The sequence below is a fragment of the Mycobacterium sp. ITM-2016-00317 genome (assembly GCF_002968295.1).
GTDB lineage: Bacteria > Actinomycetota > Actinomycetes > Mycobacteriales > Mycobacteriaceae > Mycobacterium.
The window spans coordinates 4,642,608-4,660,870 of record NZ_CP134399.1 but is presented as its reverse complement, the minus strand read 5'-3'; the positions used below and the strand labels follow the sequence as shown (position 1 = coordinate 4,660,870).

The window sequence follows — 18,263 nt, the reverse complement described above, 5'->3', positions numbered from 1 at the left end:
GAGGCGAGATCGACCAGGTGGTTGCGCACGGCGGGTCTTTACGGAATCAGCGCAGCCCGCACGTCGATCTCGGTGCGAGATCGACACAGGGGTCGTGGTCGGCTGGAGGTCTCGGGAGATGAGCAGCCGTGGTGTCGATCTGGCGTCAAGGGTCCGGCGAGGGAGTGCCCGGGGTCTACCGCCAGGACGGCAGCCAGATCTGCATGTTCCACGTGTGCTGGGAGATCGGCAGGCCGGTCAGGATCGGATAGAGCCAGGCGAAGTTGGTGATCACCGCCGCGACATAGCAGCAGACGACCAGCAGGCCGAGGGTGCGCCGCTCGGTGGACATACTGCTCCTCACGTCCGCGGCGTTCTGCCCGGGCTTGTAGAGGATGTCGCCGAGGATCACCGCGATCATCATGACCAGGAACGGCGCCATGGTGGAGGCGTAGAAGAAGTACATCTGCCGGTCGATGTCGACGAACCAGGGCAGGAAGCCGGCGCAGTAGCCGACCAGCAGCGCGCCGTAACGCCAGTCCCGCTTGACGAACGCCCGCCACAGCGCCCAGGCCAGCACCGGCACCGCGAGGAACCACATCGCCGGCGTGCCCACCAGCATCACGGCCTTGACGCACGACTGGGCCCCGCAACCGGACACGTTCTCGGTGTCGATCGCGTAGAGCACCGGTCGCAGCGACATCGGCCACGCCCACGGCTTGGACTCCCACGGGTGGTGGTTGCCGTCGGCGTTGGTCAGCCCGGAGTGGAACCGGTAGGCGCCGTAGGTGTAGTGCCACAGCGACCGCAGCGCGTCCGGGATCGGCAGCACGCTGTCGGGCCCGATGGACCGGCCCACCTCGTAGCGGTCCACTGCCGTCTCCGACGCGAACCACGGCGTATAGGAGGCCAGGTACACCCCGAACGGGATGAGCACCAACGCATAGAGCGAGGGGCCGACGTCGCGGCGCACGGTGCCCAGCCACGGCCGCGGCACCCGGTACTGCTTGCGCGCGGCGACGTCGAAGGCCACGGTCATCACGCCGAAGAACACCACGAAGTACAGGCCCGACCATTTCGTAGCGCACGCCAGACCGAGCAGCACGCCCGCGCCGAAGCGCCACCAGCGCACGCCCAGGCGTGGCCCCCACGCGGTCTCGCCGATCCGGCCCTCCAGGAACGCGGTGTGCATCCGTGCGCGGATCTGGTCACGGTCGACGATCAGGCAGCCGAACGCGGCGACGACGAACAGCGTCAGGAAGCCGTCGAGCAGCGCGGTGCGCGCGGTGACGAAGCTGACGCCGTCGGCGATCAACAGCAGGCCGGCGATCCCGCCGACCAGGGTGGACCGGGTGATGCGCCGGGTGATGCGCGCCACCAGCAGCACCAGGATCACGCCGCACACCGCGCCGGAGAACCGCCAGCCCAGACCGTTGTAGCCGAAGATCGCCTCGCCGAGCCCGATCAGCTGCTTGCCCACCGGCGGATGGACGACCAGGCCGTAGCCCGGGTTGTCCTCGACCCAGCCGTTGTGCACCATCTGCCAGGCCTGCGGCGCGTAGTGCTTCTCGTCGAAGATCGGCGTGCCCGCATCGGTGGGGGAGCCGAGGTTCAGGAACCGGGTGATCGCGGCCAGTGCGGTGATGACCGCGGTCATCACCCAGCCCTGCAGCCGGTCGACCGGACCGAAATCTGCGACCGGGACGACCGGTCCGGGACTGATCACCGGGACCGTGCGACCGCTTCTGTGCAGCTGCTCGGTCGGGGCGGTCACGATGCGATCGTAGGCTGTCAGGCATGACGGCCGGACGACTGCTCGTGGGCGCCACGCCGCTTGGACAGCCATCCGACGCGTCGGCGCGGCTGGTGCGGGCATTGCGCAGCGCCGACGTGATCGCCGCCGAGGACACCCGCCGGGTCCGCACGCTCGCGCAGGCTCTTGAAGTGAAGCCGGTCGGCAAGATCATCAGCCTCTACGACCAGAACGAGGCGTCGCGGATACCCGCGCTGCTCGACGCGATCAAGGGCGGAGCCACCGTGCTGCTGGTCAGCGACGCGGGCATGCCATTGATCAGTGACCCCGGCTACCGGCTGGTGGCGGCGTGCGTCGAGCACGAGCTGACTGTGCAGTGCCTGCCGGGGCCGTCGGCGGTCACCACCGCGCTGGCCGTCGCCGGCCTGCCGTCCGAGCGGTTCTGCTTCGAAGGTTTCCCGCCGCGCAGGCAGGCGGCCCGTCGGACCTGGTTGCAGTCGCTGGCCGCCGAACCGCGCACGTGCGTGTTCTTCGAATCGCCGCGCCGGCTGGCCGAGACGCTGGCCGACGCGGTCGAGGTGCTCGGTCCCGAGCGCAGGGCCGTGGTGTGCCGGGAACTGACCAAGACGCACGAGGAGATCGTCCGCGGCGGTCTCGGTGAGCTCGCCGAGTGGGCCGCCGACGGGGTGCTCGGCGAGATCACCGTGGTGCTTGAGGGCGCGACGCCGTCCGCGGACCCGCAGGTTCTGCTCGCCGAGGTGCACCGGCTGGTCGACGACGGCATGCGGGTCAAGGACGCGTGCGCGCAGGTGGTCGCGTCCCACCCCGGTTCGCCGTCCAAGCGTGAGCTCTACGACGCGGTGCTACGCGCGCGTCAGTGAACCGACGCCGAGCCCGATGGTGGGCGCCGCCTTGTGCAGGCACTCCTCCCACTCGCGGTCGGGGTCGGAGTCCGCGGTGATACCGCCGCCGACGCCGAGCACCGCGCCGCCGCTGGGCGCGAACTCCACCGTGCGGATCGCGACGTTGAGCTCGCAGCCCGCCACCGGTGACGCCAAACCCACCGTGCCGCAGTACACCCCGCGCCGGTGCGGCTCCCACACCGACAGCAGTTCACGGGCTCTGGCCTTGGGTGTCCCGGTCACCGACGCGGGCGGGAACGTCGCATCCAGCACCGCCGCCATCGGCAGGTCCGCGGGCACCCGTGCCGACACCGTCGAGACCAGATGCCACACACCCGGCGCCGGCCGGACGGCCAGCAGTTCGGGCACGGACACCGATCCCGTGCGGGCGACGCGGCCCAGGTCGTTGCGCACCAGGTCGACGATCATGATGTTCTCGGCGACATCCTTCACCGAGGCCCGCAGCACCGCGGGATCCGCCGACGCCGGCAGCGTGCCCTTGATCGGGCTCGACGTCACCGCCTCGCCGCAACGCCGCAGGAACAGCTCGGGCGACAGCGACGCCACCGCGCCCCAGTCGCCGGCCACGAACGCCGCGCGCGCCGGTGCCGTCCGGGTGACCGCCTCGACGAAGAAGTCCGCCGGGTTGCCCTCCAGCGTGCCGGCGAACCGTGTGCACACGCACGCTTGATACACCTCGCCCGCCGCGATCGCCTCGAGGCATTCGAGCACTCCGTACCGGTGCGCGGCCCGGTCGGCCTCACCCCAATGGACAGCGGCGGCACGCGGTCCGGCGGCGATTGCAGGGCGTCCCGCACCCAGCTGGGAAGGGCGGCGCCGGTGAGGCTTTCGTGCCACCACTGGCCGTCGCGGGCGCAGCGCAGCACCGCGTCCGCCCAGCCGCCCGCGGCCTCGGGGATGCGCGGGCCCAGGCCGTCGGCACCGGCGTCGGGGTAGGACAGGTAGCCGAACCATCCGCCGCCGACCGGTCCGTCCTGCCGGCCGCCGGGCGGGACGTCGAAGACGTGCTCGGGGGCCACCGCCGACGTCGCCAGCGACGGGGCGATCACCGCGCGGGAGCCGAACCAGTCCCCGCTCAGCGCGGCGGGCGGGGGGATGCCCCGCCGCGACGTGGCGGCCGCGAGCGCGCGCAGCACGGCGGGCGCACTGCCAAGGTCGCCGAGCCGCTCGATGCGCACCGGCTCATTATCGGCTGATCTGGCGCGGCACCATCACCCCCGTCAGCTTCTCCGGGTTACGCATCGCATAGAAATTGGTGATCCGGCCGTCGACGACCTCGAAGGTCACCACGCCCTCCAGGTTGTCGCCCAAATAGAGCACCAGCGCCGGTGCGCTGTTGTAGACCGCGGGCTCGACCCTGCCGCCGGCGCCGCCGAGCCGGACGAAGCCGAGGATCAGCCGGGCCACCCGGTCCGCACCTGCCACCGGCCTGCGGGCCGCGCTGACCTTGCCGTCGCTGTCGGCGGTCCACACCACGTCGGGGGCCAGCATCGCCATCAGCCCGTCCAGATCGCCGGTGGCGGCCGCGGTGAAGAACCTCGTGGTGATCTCGGTCGAGAACTGCGGGTCCACCGGCTCGAACCGCTTACGCCGCGACTGCACGTGTTCGCGGGCGCGGTGGGCCATCTGGCGCACGGCGGCCGCCGATTTCCCGAGCGTCGCCGCGATCTCGTCGTGGCCGAACCCGAACACCTCGCGCAGCACGAACACCGCGCGCTCGTCGGGACTCAGGGTCTCCAGCACCACCAGCATCGCCATCGACACGGACTCCGCGAGTACCACGTCGGCGGCCGGATCCGCTTCTGTCAGCAGCGGTTCCGGCAGCCAGGGGCCGACGTAGTCCTCCCGCCGCCGCGACTGGGCGCGCAGCGCGTTGAGCGCCTGCCGGGTGACGAGCCGGGCCAGGTAGGCCTTGGTGTCGGTCACCCCGGACAGGTCGACCTCGGCCCAGCGCAGGTAACTCTCCTGCAGCACGTCGTCGGATTCGGTTGCACTGCCCAGGATCTCGTAGGCGATGGTGAACAGCAACGGGCGCAGCTGTGTGAACCGTTCGGCGTGTTCGTCACCCGGCGCCGTGCTCATCAGGCCGGCACCTCCTCGCCGGCGATCAGCTCCGAGCGGTCCGGACCCTTGAGCGAACGGTACGAGCCGGGCTTGCGCGCCTCGGCCCCGAGCCATTTGACCGTGTACCGGCAGACCTGCTCCTTGACGAAAGCGCCTGCGCGCCCGCCGATGTAGAGGTTCACCGGGGTGTCGTCCCTGCGCTGCAACTGCACGGTGCCCGCGCCGCGGCCCAGGCTGATGCACTGCCCGTTCATCGGCACGGTGGCGGCGGTCGCCAAGGTGCCGGAGATGCGGGCCAGCACGGTACCGGCGGCCTGCGCGCCCAGCGGGAGCCCGGCCTGGCAACTCATCCGGTACGGGACCCCGGACGGCGCGACGGAGTCCCCGGCCGCGACGATGCGGTCGTCGTCGACGCTGGTCAATGTCTCGTCGGTACGCAGCCGGCCCAACGCGTCGGTGGTCAGGCCGCTGGCCGCGGCCAGGCCCGGTACCCCGAACCCGGTGGTCCACACCGTCACCGCGCTCGGCAGCGACCGGCCGTCGGAGAGCACCACGTGGTCGGCTCCCACCGAGGCGACCGCGGCCGACACGATGGTGACGCGCAGTCTGCCCAGCCGCCTGAGCACTGAACGGCGCCCGGGCCGGCTCAGTGACGGGCCCACCACCGGGCTGACCAACGTCACGGTACGACCGGCCTCGGCGAACTCCGCGGCGGTCTCGATCCCGGTGAGGCCGCCGCCGACCACCACGACCGGTGCGGGCTCGGCGAGATCGGCCAGCCGGTCGCGCAACCGCTCGGCCTGCTCCAGTTCACTGAGGGGATAAGCGAATTCGGTGGCGCCGGCAACCACGTCGGGCACCGCGCCGGTGCTGCCGACGGCGTAGACCAGATAGTCGTAGTCCAGATAGGCGCCGTCCAGATAGGCGCTGTCCAGATAGGCGCCGTCCGGTGCCGGCCCGAGCCGAGGGACACCCGGCGGGCGGCGACGTCGATGCGCTCGGCGGTACCGACCACCAACCGGACGCCGGGGTTGAGCACGGCGGCGTAATCCTCGGCGGCGCCGTGGTTCCCGGCGGCCAACTGGTGCAACCGGATACGTTCGACGAACCGGGGCCTCGGGTTGACCAGCGTCACCCGGATGTCGTCACGTGACATCAGCCGGTTGGCGGCCATCACGCCGGCGTAGCCGCCGCCCAACACGACGACGTGGATCTGGGGTCCGGACATGGTGTCTCCTCTCGAAGGGGGTAATGCCCTCAAGACACCGCGTGTCGCCGGAATGTGACACCGGCGGGGCGACTGTGGCTCAGATCACCACAGACACTGTCATACCAGGCCGAGCGCCAGCATCGCGTCGGCGACCCGGATGAACCCGGCGATGTTGGCGCCCGCGGCGTAATTGCCGGGCTGGCCGTACTCGTCGGCGGTGGTCAGGCAGCGGTCGTGGATGCGGCGCATGATCTCGGCCAGCCGGGCCTCGGTGTCGGTGAACGTCCAGGAATCCCGGGATGCGTTCTGCTGCATCTCCAGCGCGCTGGTGGCCACGCCGCCGGCGTTGACGGCCTTGCCGGGTGCGAAGGTGACACCGGCTTCCTCGAAATATTTGACGGCCTCGGGAGTGCACGGCATGTTGGCGCCCTCGGCGATGATCCGGCAGCCCGCCTCGATCAGCATTGTCGCGTCGTCGCCCGACACCTCGTTCTGGGTGGCGCACGGCAACGCGATGTCGCAGGGCACCTCCCACACGCTGCGGCCCTCGATCAGCTGGGCCCCGCCCCCGCGCGCCTCCACGTAGTCGGCGATGCGGCCGCGCCGGTGTTCCTTGACCTCCTTGAGCAGGTCCAGGTCGAGGCCGGTGTCCTCGCGCACGTAGGCGTTCGAGTCCGAGCACGCGACCACGGTGCCGCCGAGCGCGCTCACCTTCTCGATCGCGTAGATCGCGACGTTGCCCGACCCGGAGATCACCACCTGCTTGCCGTCGAACGAGTCACCACGCGCGCGCAGGATCTCGTCGACGAAGAACACCGTGCCGTAGCCGGTGGCCTCGGTGCGGACCTGAGACCCGCCCCAGGTCAGGCCCTTGCCGGTGAACACGCCGGACTCGTACCGGTTGGTGATGCGTTTGTACTGGCCGAACAGATAGCCGATCTCACGCATCCCGACGCCGATGTCGCCGGCGGCACGTCGGTGTACTCGCCGAGGTGGCGGTACAGCTCGGTCATGAAGGACTGGCAGAACCGCATCACCTCGCCGTCCGAGCGGCCCTTGGGGTCGAAGTCCGAACCGCCCTTACCCCCGCCGATCGGCATGCCGGTGAGCGAGTTCTTGAAGATCTGCTCGAACCCGAGGAATTTGATGATGCCCAGGTACACCGACGGGTGGAACCTCAGGCCGCCCTTGAACGGTCCGAGCGCGGAGTTGAACTCCACCCGGAAGCCGCGGTTGATCTGCACGGTGCCGGAGTCGTCCTGCCACGGCACGCGGAAGATGATCTGGCGTTCCGGCTCGCACAGCCGCCGGATGACCGCGGTGTCGACGTAGTCGGGGTGCTTGTCGACCACCGGGCCGAGGCTGTTGAGCACCTCGTAGACGGCCTGGTGGAACTCGTCCTCGCCGGGGTTGCGCCAGGCCACCTCGTCGTAGATGTCGTGCAGTTTGGCGTGTAGCTCAGTCATGTCAGTCCACCTGGTAGCGGGGGAAGACGCCCGACGGCGCAGGCAGGGCGGTTCCCGGAACCAACCGCGTCGCGACGGCGTCGAAGGTGCGCTCGTCTGCCGGCTGGCCGAGCAGATCGAGCAGCTTGCCCGCCGAGTCGGGCATCACAGGCTGACTCAGGAGGGCTGCGATGCGCACCACCTCCAGAGTCGTGTACAGCACGGTCGCGAAGCGCTCCGGGTCCGTCTTGCGCAGCACCCACGGTTCCTGCGCGGAGAAGTAACGGTTGGCCGCACCGAGCACCGACCAGATCGCCTCCAGCGCAAGGTGGATCGCGGTCGCGGCGAAGTGCTCACGCACCTTCTCCAGCAGCGCGTCGGCCGCGGCGAGCAGTTCGCGGTCGGCCGGGCTGAACTCCCCGGGCCGCGGCGTCGCCCCGTCCAGGTTCTTGGCGACCATCGACAGCGATCGCTGTGCGAGATTGCCGAATTCGTTGGCCAGATCGGCGTTGATCCGGCCGATGATGCCGTCCTCGCTGTAGCTGCCGTCCTGGCCGAACGGCACCTCGCGCAGCAGGAAGTAGCGCAGCTGGTCGAGGCCGAACGTGTCGACGAGGTTCGCGGGGTCGACGGTGTTGCCGATCGACTTGCTCATCTTCTCGCCGCGGTTGAACAGAAAGCCGTGGGCGAACACCTTTTTCGGCAGTTCGATGCCCGCTGACATCAGGAACGCGGGCCAGTACACCGCGTGGAACCGGATGATGTCCTTGCCGATCATGTGCAGCTGGGCCGGCCAATAGCGGCGGAAGGTCTCGGAGTCGGTGTCCGGGAACCCGACGCCGGTCAGGTAGTTGGTCAGCGCGTCCACCCACACGTACATCACGTGGTCGGGGTGGTCCGGCACCGGCACGCCCCAGTCGAAGGTGGTCCGCGAGATGGACAGGTCGCGCAGCCCGCCGGAGACGAAGCTGACGATCTCGTTGCGGCGCACCTCGGGCTCGATGAACTCGGGGTGTTCGGCGTAGAGGGCCAGGAGCCGGTCGGTGTAGGACGACAGCCGGAAGAAGTAGGTCTCCTCCTCGGTCCAGGTGACCGGCGTGCCCGTCTCGGCCGCCACCCGCACCCCGTCGTCGCCGACGACGGTCTCGGCCTCGGTGAAGAAGCGTTCGTCGCGCACCGAGTACCAGCCCGAGTACTTGTCCAGGTAGATGTCGCCGGCGTCGACCATGCGCGTCCACAGCGCCTTGGACGCTTCGTAGTGGTCGGCGTCGCTGGTGCGGATGAACCGGTCGAAGGAGATGTTCAGCTTCTCCTGCAACCGCTCGAACACATCCGAGTTGGCGCGGGCGAACTCGGCGGTCGGCACGCCCAGCTTGGCGGCCGTCTCGGCCATCTTGAGCCCGTGCACGTCGGTGCCGGTGAGGAACCGGACGTCGAAGCCGTCCAGCCGCTTGAACCGGGCGATCGCATCGGTGGCGATGTACTCGTAGGCGTGCCCGACGTGCGGATCGCCGTTGGGGTAGGCGATCGCCGTCGTGACGTAGTAGGGCTCACTCATTTGAGTTCACCCTAGAGTGTGGGCCGTGAGTGCCAAGCGCGAGCCGCCGCCGGTCCCGGAGCCCCTCGCCCCGCTCATCGACGCCCACACCCATCTGGACGCCTGCGGTGCCCGCGACGGCCACGACGTGACGGCGATCCTCGACCGTGCCGCCTCGGCGGGCGTGCAGGCCGTCGTGACGATCGCCGACGACCTGGACTCCGCGCGCTGGGCCGTCGACGCGACGGACTGGGATCCGCGGGTGTACGCCGCGGTGGCGCTGCACCCGACCCGCGCCAACGCGCTGACCGAGGAAGCCCGCACGGTCGTCGAGCGCCTCGCGGGCCATCCCCGGGTCGTGGCGATCGGCGAGACCGGGATGGACCTGTACTGGCCGGGCAGGCTGGAGGGCTGCGCCGATCCCGCCGAGCAGCGCGAGGCGTTCGCCTGGCACATCGACCTGGCCAAACGCACCGGCAAGCCGCTGATGATCCACAACCGGGACGCCGACGCCGCGGTGCTGGACGTGCTGCGGGCCGAGGGTGCGCCCGAGACCGTGATCTTCCACTGCTTCTCGTCGGACGCGACGATGGCCCGCACCTGCGTGGACGCGGGCTGGGTGCTCAGCCTGTCCGGCACGGTGAGTTTCAAGAACGCCCGGGACCTGCGGGAAGCCGCCCGGTTGGTGCCGCCGGGGCAGCTGCTGGTCGAGACCGACGCGCCGTTTCTGACCCCGCACCCGTTCCGGGGCGCGCCGAACGAGCCCTACTGCCTCCCCTACACTGTGCGGGCGCTGGCCGACGTCCTCGGCCGGTCCGCACAGGCGATCGCGGAGGAGACCTCCGCAACGGCGAAGCGGGTGTACGGCCTGGCGAGTTGCCGGTCCTAGACCTTTTCGTTACCGTCTTGTGACACAACGCGCGGTAGGCAGTGGGTGCCGGAACAGTGCGCCTGAAGGGCCGGCTGGTCAGCACCAGCCGAGTGCCGGTCTGTCGCGCCTGAGTCGGAGATAAACGACCTTTTGAATGCTCTGAACACGCTCCACCGCTCCCGTTCGCCGCTGCTGCGGGTCCTGGTGGCGGTGACACTGCTCGCCTTGATCTTCGCGGGTGCGACCGCGGTGGCCACGCACAAGACGGTGACCCTGACCGTCGACGGAGTGTCGATGTCGGTCCCGACGATGAAGTCCCGCGTGATCGACGTGGTAACTGAAAACGGCTTCGAGGTGGGCGAACGCGACGACCTCCATCCCGCCGCCGACACCCCTGTGCGCCAGGCCGACACCATCGTGCTGCGCCGCGGCAGGCCGCTGGACATCTCCACCGACGGCGGCGGCACCGAGCAGATGTGGACGACGGCTTCGACGGTCGACGAGGCACTGGCCCAGCTGCAGATGACCGACAGGGCGCCGGTGGCGGCCTCGCGCGGCAGCAGGCTCCCGCTGGACGGGATGGCGTTGCCCGTCGTCAGCCCGAAGAACGTGCAAATCGACGACGGCGGACAGCTGCGCTCGGTACGGCTCGCCGCGCCGAACGTGGCGGCCCTGCTCGAGGCCGCCGGTGCCCCCCTGCAGCAAAGCGACAATGTTTACCCGGCGGCGACGGCGCCCGTCGAGGACGGCATGCAGATCCGGGTCACCCGGGTGCGGATCGCGAAGGTGACCGAGCGCCTGCCGCTGGTGCCGAACAACCAACGCATCGAAGACGTGACACTGAACATGAGCCGACAGGTCGTCGAGGACCCGGGCGCTCCGGGCGTCCAAGACGTCACTTTTGCGGTCGCCACTGTCAACGGAGTGGAAACCGGCAGGTTGCCAGTAGCCAATGTTGTGATCACCCCGGCCCGCGACGGTGTGCTCAGGGTGGGTGCAAAACCCGGTACAGAGGTCCCTCCGGTGGCGAGCGGACACGCCTGGGACGCGTTGGCGCGCTGTGAAGCCGGAGGTAATTGGTCGATCAATACCGGCAATGGCTATTTTGGTGGCGTCCAATTTGACCAAAACACCTGGGAGCGAAACGGTGGTCTGAGGTATGCTCAGCGAGCGGATCTGGCAACAAGGGAAGAGCAGATCGCGATTGCTGAGATAACTCGGGCGCGCCAAGGTTGGGGGGCGTGGCCCACGTGTAGTGGGAGGATCGGTGCGTCGTGACAATACGCCTGCTCGGACGAACTGAAATTCGGCATCTCGCCAAGTCGATCGACTTCCGCCCACGCAAGTCTTTCGGGCAGAACTTCGTTCACGACGCCAACACCGTGCGCCGCATCGTGTCGGCCTCGAGCGTCAACCGATCGGATCACGTCCTCGAAGTCGGACCCGGTCTGGGTTCGCTGACGTTGGCGTTGCTGGACCGTGGCGCCAAGGTGACCGCGGTGGAGATCGACCCTGTGCTGGCCACCCAGCTGCCGACCACCATCGCCGACCACTCGCACAGTGAGGCCAACCGGCTCACGGTGCTCAACCGGGACATTCTGACGTTCAAGAAGTCGGACATGACCGAGATGCCGACGGCGCTGGTCGCGAACCTCCCGTACAACGTCGCGGTGCCCGCCCTGCTGCACCTGCTCGCCGAGTTCCCGTCCATCCGCACCGTGATGGTGATGGTGCAGGCCGAGGTGGCAGAGCGGCTTGCCGCGGAGCCGGGCGGCAAAGACTACGGCGTCCCCTCCGCCAAGGTGCGGTTCTTCGGGAACGTCCGCCGCTACGGCATGGTGTCGCCGACGGTGTTCTGGCCGATCCCGCGCGTGTACTCGGGCCTGGTCCGTATCGACCGCTACGAGACCTCGCCCTGGCCGACCGACACGGAGTTCCGTGAGCAGGTCTTCGAGCTCATCGACGTGGCGTTCGCGCAGCGTCGCAAGACCTCGCGCAACGCCTTCGCCGAATGGGCGGGTTCGGGCAACGAGTCGGCCAGTCGGCTGCTCGCGGCCAGCATCGACCCGTCCCGTCGCGGCGAGACGCTGAGCATCAACGACTTCGTGCGACTGCTGCAGCGCTCCGCCGACTGGCACGTGGTGTCGAAGGCACAGGCAGAGGCCGAGGCGCAGGCAGAAGCCGACGCGCAGACGGGAGACAGCGTCGACGCCGTCGAACCTGCCGCGGCGGACGCGCAGGTGCCGACGTCCTGACCGGACACCCCTGCTTCACCACGAGACCACTACGACGACCCCGGCCGTGCGCCGGGGTCGTTGTTTTTGGTTAGGGTCGTGCGGTGTCCGCGCGCGACGGTAATACGGCAGCCGACTGGGTCCCCACCGGTTCGATCACGGTCCGGGTCCCGGGCAAGGTCAACCTGTACCTCGATGTCGGCGATCGCCGCGACGACGGCTACCACGAGTTGACCACGGTGTTCCACGCGGTCTCGCTGCTCGACGAGGTGACCGTGCGCACCGCCGACGCGCTGTCGCTGGAGTTGTCGGGGGAGGGCGCCGACGAGCTGCCCACCGACCACCACAATCTGGCGTGGCAGGCGGCCGAGCTGATCGCCGACCACGTGGGCCGCGCCGCGGACGTGGCGATCTCGATCGAGAAGACCATCCCCGTCGCGGGCGGGATGGCCGGCGGCAGCGCCGACGCCGCCGCGGTACTGGTGGCGATCAACGCGCTGTGGGAGCTCGGTCTGCCCCGGCGCGATCTGCACGCCCTGGCCGCCCAGCTCGGCAGCGACGTGCCGTTCGCGCTGCACGGCGGCACGGCGCTGGGCACCGGGCGGGGCGAGGAGCTGGCGACCGTGCTGGCGCGCAACACGTTTCACTGGGTGCTGGCGTTCTCGCCGGGTGGGCTGTCCACCGCGACGGTGTTCGCCGAGATCGACCGGCTCCGCGCCGAGCAGGACCGCACCCTGCCGCCGCGGCTGGAATCGCCGGAACCGCTGCTCGCCGCGCTGGCCTCCGGTGACCCGGCCGCACTGGCCCCGCTGCTCGGGAACGATCTGCAGCCTGCGGCGCTGAGTCTGGATCCGGCGCTGCGCCGCACGCTGCGCGCCGGGATGGCGGCGGGTGCGCTGGCGGGCGTGGTGTCCGGGTCGGGCCCGACCTGCGCGTTCCTGTGCCCGTCGGCCGGCGCCGCGGTCGACGTCGGCACCGAACTGGTCGGCGCAGGCGTGTGCCGAACGGTCCGGGTGGCCAGCGGGCCGGTGCAGGGTGCCCGGGTGGTGCCGAGCCCGTCCGCCGCTGGTTGAGCGCGCAATAAAAGGTGTGATGCACGCCTCAATACCTGCGCCCGTTTGGCAGCTACTTAAGAGTTGCTTAAGATGATCGACGGTGAGTGATAGCGGTCGAGCAATGGACGCATCGGTTTACCCCACCGGTCTGACCGGCGGGCAGTTGACCGGTGTCTGTGCGGCATCCGACCGCGCTCGCGCAACATCATCGATTCGAGACACAACCGCTCCCCAAATGTTTGCGCGCCTCCGTGAAAAGGGCGCTGATCAGGCGGAGCATGGCAAACGGGCATGTGCACCGGGGCAGATGTCGGCGAGGAGGTCGTCGTGAGCAGATTCACCGAGAAGATGTACCGCAGTGCCCACACCACCGGACGGGGCATGGTCACCGGAGAGCCTTATGAGCCGGTCCGCCACACCTGGAGTGAGGTGCACGAGCGAGCGAAGCGCATCGCGGGCGGCCTGGCCGCCGCGGGTGTGGGTCTCGGTGACGCCGTCGGCGTCCTCGCAGGCTTCCCGGTCGAGATCGCCCCGACGGCCCAGGGGCTGTGGATGCGCGGTGCCAGCCTCACGATGCTCCATCAGCCCACCCCGCGCACCGACCTGGTGATGTGGGCCGAGGACACCATGAACGTGATCGGCATGATCGAGGCCAAGGCTGTGATCGTGTCCGAGCCTTTCCTCGTCGCGATCCCGGTGCTCGAGGAAAAGGGCATCAAGGTCCTCACTATTTCCGACCTGCTGGCCTCCGAGCCGATCGAGCCGATCGAGGTCGGCGAGGACGATCTGGCGCTGATGCAGCTGACGTCCGGATCGACCGGATCTCCCAAGGCGGTGCAGATCACCCACCGCAACATCTACTCCAACGCCGAGGCGATGTTCATCGGCGCGCAGTACGACGTCGACAAGGACGTCATGGTCAGCTGGCTGCCCTGCTTCCACGACATGGGCATGGTCGGCTTCCTGACCATCCCGATGTACTTCGGCGCGGAGCTGGTCAAGGTCACGCCGATGGACTTCCTGCGGGACACGCTGCTGTGGGCCAAGCTCATCGACAAGTACAAGGGCACGATGACCGCGGCGCCGAACTTCGCCTATGCGCTGTTCGCCAAGCGGCTGCGCCGGCAGGCCAAGCCCGGCGAGTTCGACCTGTCCACGCTGCGGTTCGCGCTGTCGGGCGCCGAGCCCGTGGAGCCGGCCGACGTGGAGGACCTGCTGGACGCCGGCAAGCCCTTCGGCCTCGATCCGGGCGCGATCCTGCCGGCCTACGGCATGGCCGAGACCACGCTGGCCGTGTCGTTCTCGCCGTGCGGTGCGGGCCTGACGGTCGACGAGGTCGACGCCGATCTGCTCGCGGCGCTGCGCCGCGCGGTCCCCTCGACCAAGGGGCACACCAAGCGCCTCGCCGAGCTGGGACCGCTGCTGACCGACCTGGAGGCCCGGGTCATCGACGACCACGGAAACGTGATGCCGCCGCGCGGTGTCGGCGTGATCGAGCTGCGCGGAGAATGCGTCACGCCCGGCTACATGACCATGGGCGGCTTCATCCCGGCTCAGGACGAGCACGGCTGGTACGACACCGGTGACCTCGGCTATCTGACCGAGGAAGGCAACGTGGTGGTCTGCGGCCGCGTCAAGGACGTCATCATCATGGCCGGCCGCAACATCTACCCGACCGACATCGAACGGGCGGCCGGCCGCGTCGAGGGAGTGCGCCCCGGCTGCGCGGTCGCCGTGCGGCTGGATGCCGGGCATTCCCGCGAGACGTTCGCGGTGGCCGTGGAGTCCAACAACTGGCAGGACCCCGCCGAGGTGCGCCGCATCGAGCACCAGGTGGCGCACGAGGTGGTCGCCGAGGTCGACGTCCGTCCGCGCAACGTCGTCGTGCTGGGCCCGGGCAGCATCCCGAAGACCTCGTCGGGCAAGCTGCGCCGCTCCACCTCGGTCTCCCTGGTCACCTAGCCGCGAGCTGCGTGTAGTTCACGCACGCTCACCGGGCGGTAGGGGACTCGTCGGCGCCCAGTCCGACCGCGGGCAGATACTCACCGACCAGGGTCCGCCGCCACCAGCGGCGTTCCTCGCGCAGTTCCTGCCATGTCGTGAACCGGTATTCGTACAGCCGCGCCCGGATGTATCGCGGTGGCGTACCGGGGAACGGATTGTGCCCGAGCAGACGGAGTGTGTCGGCGTCGCTGCGCAGCAGGCGCACGACCAGCGGCCGGAACCAGTCACGCCCGTAGGCCGGTGACAGCGCCGCGAACCACATCAGCCAGTCCAGACGCAGGTGGTAGGGCGCCCACTGCCGCGGGATCCGGCGCGGGTCGCCGGGCTTCCCCTTGAAGCCGTACTCCTTCCACACCGTCTGCGCGGTGGGTTCCGCCTCGTCGGTCCCTTCCAGGATCACCTCGTACCGGATCCGCCCGATGCTGCCGAACGCCCCGTAGGTGTTCACCAGGTGGAAAGGGTTGAACGACGCGTTCATCCGCTGCCGGCGTCCGAGCATGTTGCGCACGGGCTGAAAGCTCAGCACCACCGTCAGTGCGGTAGCCGCGATCACCAGCGCCACGAACCACGACGGCGGCGCGGGCGGGTCAGGGGGAGCCGACGCCGGCAACACCCGGGCGAACGCACTCTGGTCGACGGCGCTGAACGCGAGGATGATCGTCAGCCAGTTCAGCCATGCGAAGTTCCCGGAAAGCACCAGCCACAACTGGGTGACGATCACGATCGCCGCGGCCACCGAGGCCACCGGCTGCGGGGCGAACAGCGCGAACGGCACCACCAACTGGGCGACGTGGTTGCCCGCGACCTCGACCCGGTGCAGCGGCTTGGGCAGGTGGTGGAAGAACCAGCTCAGCGGCCCCGGCATCGGTTGGGTCTCGTGGTGGTAGTCCAGGCAGCTCAGGTCGCGCCAGCACGGATCGCCGCGCATCTTGATCAGCCCGGCGCCGAACTCGACCCGGAACAGCAGCCAGCGCACCAGCCACAACGTCAGCAGCGGCGGCGCTACGTCGTCGTTGCCCAGCAGCATCGCGAGGAAGCCTGCCTCCAACAGCAGGGATTCCCAGCCGAATCCGTACCAGCGCTGCCCGACGTTGACGATCGACAGGTACAGGATCCACAGCACCAGCCATGCCAGCGTGGCCGCCCACAGGGGCACCAGATCGCCGCCGCCGGCCAGCAGCGCCGCCGACAGCGCCGCACCGCTCCAGCACACGGCGGCGAAGAAGCGGTCGGAGTAGTGGAGATGGAACAGGCTGGGGGAGACCCGGAACGACACCTGCTCGACGAACCGCGGCACCGGGAGCATCCCGTGTTCACCGATCAGCGCGCGGAACTGGCGGGCGGCGCCGACGAACGCGATCAGGTAGATCGCCGCGATCCCGCGCTGCAACACCTCCCGGGCCACCCAGTACCCCGGTGCGTCGAACCAGTCCGCGGACACCTCACCAGTAGACGCCTCCCGCGCCGGCCGGGCGGTGCTATCGGGTCACCACTCCTGCTGGGTATGGTCTACAATACTCAGCATGGGGTGGTCAACCCGTCGGCCACCTTTCCGATGGAGATGGACCGCTACCCGGGCCGGATCACCGCTGCAGGACCAGGTCGAACCCTTGTACGTGCTGGCCGAATCCGACGCCGAAGCGCACGCGGTCAAGCGTTATCCGCACAAACCGGTCAAGCGCGTCGGCAGCGCCATCCGCGGCCTCGAATAACTCCGCCGAAATTGCATTCCACGCGGCCGATTCGCGAAATACGCCGCGTGGAATGCAATTTCGGCGAGGAGGTGAGTCAGGTCCAGGCGTGCACGGTGTTCTGCGCGGGCTCAAGGCCGTGGGCGATCAGCAACTCGGTCGCGTCGGCGGCCTGCTCGATGATCGTCGGAACCTCTTTGCGCTCGACGCTGTTGAAGTTCTCCAACACGAAGGTGGCGCCCGATTTCTGGCCGGGCGGGCGGCCGATGCCCACCCGCACCCGGTGGAAGTCGTTGCTTCCCAACGCCGATGACACCGACCGCAACCCGTTGTGGCCGGCCACGCCGCCGCCGCCCTTGAGCCGGATCCGGCCGAAGTCGATGTCCAGCTCGTCATGGACGACGACGACATCGGCCGGCGCGACCGAGTAGAACTTGGCCAACGGTCCGACCTGACGCCCGGATTCGTTCATGTACACCCGCGGCTTGGCCAGCACCACTGAGCGGCCCGCGAGCCGCCCGGTGGCCACTTCGGCGCCGGACTTCTTGTGCACCTTGAACTTCTCGCCCATGCGGTCGGCGAGCACGTCGACGACCATGAAGCCGATGTTGTGCCGGGTCGTCGCGTAGTTCGGTCCCGGGTTGCCCAGGCCGACCACGAGTACCGGTTCGGCCACGACGGGGTCTGCCTACTCGGACTCGGAGGCGGCCTCGCCCTCCGCGCCCTCTGCGGCACCGGCTTCGGCGGCCTGCTCCTCGACCGACGCGCCGCCGCCCTCGGACTCCAGCTCCTCGGCGCTCGGCGCCGCGACGATGTTGACCACCAGGGCCTCCGGATCGGAGATCAGGGTGACGTCGGCGGGCAGCTCGATCTGGCCGGCCTGGATCTGGGTGCCCTCCTGGGCACCCTCGACCGACACGACGAACTGCTCGGGGATCGACTGGACGTCGGCCTCGATCTCGATGGTGTTGGCCTCCTGGGTGACCAGCGTGCCCGGGGTGGCGTCACCCTCGATGACGATCTGGACCTCGACGGTGACCTTCTCGCCGCGGCGCACCACCAGCAGGTCGGCGTGCTGGATGTTGCGGCGGATCGGGTGGATCTCCAGCGCCTTGGTCAGCGCGAGCTGCTCGGTGCCGTCGATATCGAGGGTCAGCACTGCGTTGGTGCCGGTGTGGCGCAGCACGGCGGCGAAGTCACGCGCGCTCAGCTTGAGGTGCTGCGGGTCGGTCCCGTGGCCGTACAGGACGACGGGGACGCGGCCCTCGCGGCGGGCGCGACGCGAGGCGCCCTTGCCGGTCGAGGTGCGGACCGTCGCGGTCAGATTGTTGGGGGCGTTCTTGGCCATGATGTGTGCTGCTCCTGTGCCGGTGGTCGGTATCGGGCACGGCCAGGGTCGCACTTCGGTGAAGTCGTGGGTTCCCGTCGATAACGGCGGCGCTGCGCAATGCAGGCCACCCTCGCCGTGACGCGTCCTCGAGGGTAGCTCAACGCGGG

General features: G+C 69.3%; 12 protein-coding genes and 3 pseudogenes. 6 read left to right on the top strand and 9 right to left on the bottom strand.

Annotated features, from left to right (window positions below):
• Window positions 1-175: 175 nt before the first annotated feature.
• Window positions 176-1,753, bottom strand: coding sequence for a phospholipid carrier-dependent glycosyltransferase (locus C6A87_RS22275; RefSeq protein WP_311114239.1), 1,578 nt, complete (start codon window positions 1,751-1,753; stop codon window positions 176-178).
• A 23-nt stretch (window positions 1,754-1,776) separates the two neighbouring features.
• Between C6A87_RS22275 and rsmI the strand changes: the two genes are divergently transcribed.
• Entirely contained in the window at window positions 1,777-2,613 is an 837-nt protein-coding gene (gene rsmI, locus C6A87_RS22270) for a 16S rRNA (cytidine(1402)-2'-O)-methyltransferase (RefSeq protein ID WP_311114238.1), read from the top strand.
• Here rsmI and C6A87_RS22265 read toward each other — a convergent pair.
• The 5 genes and pseudogenes from C6A87_RS22265 to metG form a co-directional block, all read right to left on the bottom strand.
• A pseudogene (locus C6A87_RS22265) lies at window positions 2,596-3,833 on the bottom strand (aminodeoxychorismate synthase component I). The gene rsmI and the pseudogene C6A87_RS22265 sit on opposite strands and share 18 nt — an antisense overlap.
• 7 nt (window positions 3,834-3,840) lie before the next feature.
• Window positions 3,841-4,737: an RNA polymerase sigma-70 factor gene (locus C6A87_RS22260; RefSeq protein ID WP_311114237.1), complete on the bottom strand. Its 897-nt coding sequence runs from the start codon at window positions 4,735-4,737 to the stop codon at window positions 3,841-3,843.
• Window positions 4,737-5,947: pseudogene (locus tag C6A87_RS22255) on the bottom strand (NAD(P)/FAD-dependent oxidoreductase). Before C6A87_RS22255 ends, C6A87_RS22260 begins: the two are co-directional and overlap by 1 nt.
• 99 nt (window positions 5,948-6,046) lie before the next feature.
• A pseudogene (gene gdhA / locus C6A87_RS22250) lies at window positions 6,047-7,395 on the bottom strand (NADP-specific glutamate dehydrogenase).
• A gap of 1 nt (window position 7,396) precedes the next feature.
• On the bottom strand, window positions 7,397-8,932 hold the full coding sequence (gene metG / locus C6A87_RS22245; protein ID WP_311114236.1) for a methionine--tRNA ligase: 1,536 nt from the start codon (window positions 8,930-8,932) through the stop codon (window positions 7,397-7,399).
• Between the two features lie 16 nt (window positions 8,933-8,948).
• Between metG and C6A87_RS22240 the strand changes: the two genes are divergently transcribed.
• From C6A87_RS22240 to C6A87_RS22220, 5 genes are all read left to right on the top strand, one after another.
• Window positions 8,949-9,800 (top strand): TatD family hydrolase, encoded by an 852-nt coding sequence (locus tag C6A87_RS22240; RefSeq protein WP_396836919.1) that lies wholly within the window; start codon window positions 8,949-8,951, stop codon window positions 9,798-9,800.
• A gap of 132 nt (window positions 9,801-9,932) precedes the next feature.
• Window positions 9,933-11,060: a transglycosylase family protein gene (locus tag C6A87_RS22235; RefSeq protein ID WP_311114234.1), complete on the top strand. Its 1,128-nt coding sequence runs from the start codon at window positions 9,933-9,935 to the stop codon at window positions 11,058-11,060.
• Complete coding sequence (gene rsmA / locus C6A87_RS22230) at window positions 11,057-12,037, top strand: 16S rRNA (adenine(1518)-N(6)/adenine(1519)-N(6))-dimethyltransferase RsmA (protein WP_311114233.1); 981 nt, start codon at window positions 11,057-11,059, stop codon at window positions 12,035-12,037. Before C6A87_RS22235 ends, rsmA begins: the two co-directional genes overlap by 4 nt.
• An 83-nt stretch (window positions 12,038-12,120) precedes the next feature.
• Window positions 12,121-13,089, top strand: a complete 969-nt coding sequence (locus C6A87_RS22225; RefSeq protein ID WP_311114232.1) for a 4-(cytidine 5'-diphospho)-2-C-methyl-D-erythritol kinase — start codon at window positions 12,121-12,123, stop codon at window positions 13,087-13,089.
• A 309-nt stretch (window positions 13,090-13,398) separates the two neighbouring features.
• Window positions 13,399-15,033 carry a fatty acyl-AMP ligase gene (locus tag C6A87_RS22220; RefSeq protein WP_311114231.1) on the top strand — a complete coding sequence of 545 codons (1,635 nt, stop codon included), beginning with the start codon at window positions 13,399-13,401 and terminating at the stop codon, window positions 15,031-15,033.
• Window positions 15,034-15,061: 28 nt separating this feature from the next.
• On the opposite strand, the gene C6A87_RS22215 is transcribed toward C6A87_RS22220, so the two are convergent.
• From C6A87_RS22215 to C6A87_RS22200, 3 genes are all read right to left on the bottom strand, one after another.
• Window positions 15,062-16,516 (bottom strand): lipase maturation factor family protein, encoded by a 1,455-nt coding sequence (locus C6A87_RS22215; RefSeq protein ID WP_311114230.1) that lies wholly within the window; start codon window positions 16,514-16,516, stop codon window positions 15,062-15,064.
• 347 nt (window positions 16,517-16,863) lie between these two features.
• Window positions 16,864-17,442, bottom strand: a complete 579-nt coding sequence (gene pth / locus C6A87_RS22205) for an aminoacyl-tRNA hydrolase (protein WP_311114229.1) — start codon at window positions 17,440-17,442, stop codon at window positions 16,864-16,866.
• Window positions 17,443-17,454: 12 nt separating this feature from the next.
• Complete coding sequence (locus tag C6A87_RS22200) at window positions 17,455-18,114, bottom strand: 50S ribosomal protein L25/general stress protein Ctc (RefSeq protein WP_311114228.1); 660 nt, start codon at window positions 18,112-18,114, stop codon at window positions 17,455-17,457.
• Between the last annotated feature and the right edge of the window lie 149 nt (window positions 18,115-18,263).

What these genes read in the sequence shown, in the direction of transcription:
- metG (WP_311114236.1), bottom strand. Translation starts at nt 8,932, where the DNA reads ATGAGTGAGCCCTACTACGTCACGACGGCGATCGCCTACCCCAACGGC.
- rsmI (WP_311114238.1), top strand. Translation starts at nt 1,777, where the DNA reads ATGACGGCCGGACGACTGCTCGTGGGCGCCACGCCGCTTGGACAGCCA.
- C6A87_RS22200 (WP_311114228.1), bottom strand. Translation starts at nt 18,114, where the DNA reads ATGGCCAAGAACGCCCCCAACAATCTGACCGCGACGGTCCGCACCTCG.
- C6A87_RS22260 (WP_311114237.1), bottom strand. Translation starts at nt 4,737, where the DNA reads ATGAGCACGGCGCCGGGTGACGAACACGCCGAACGGTTCACACAGCTG.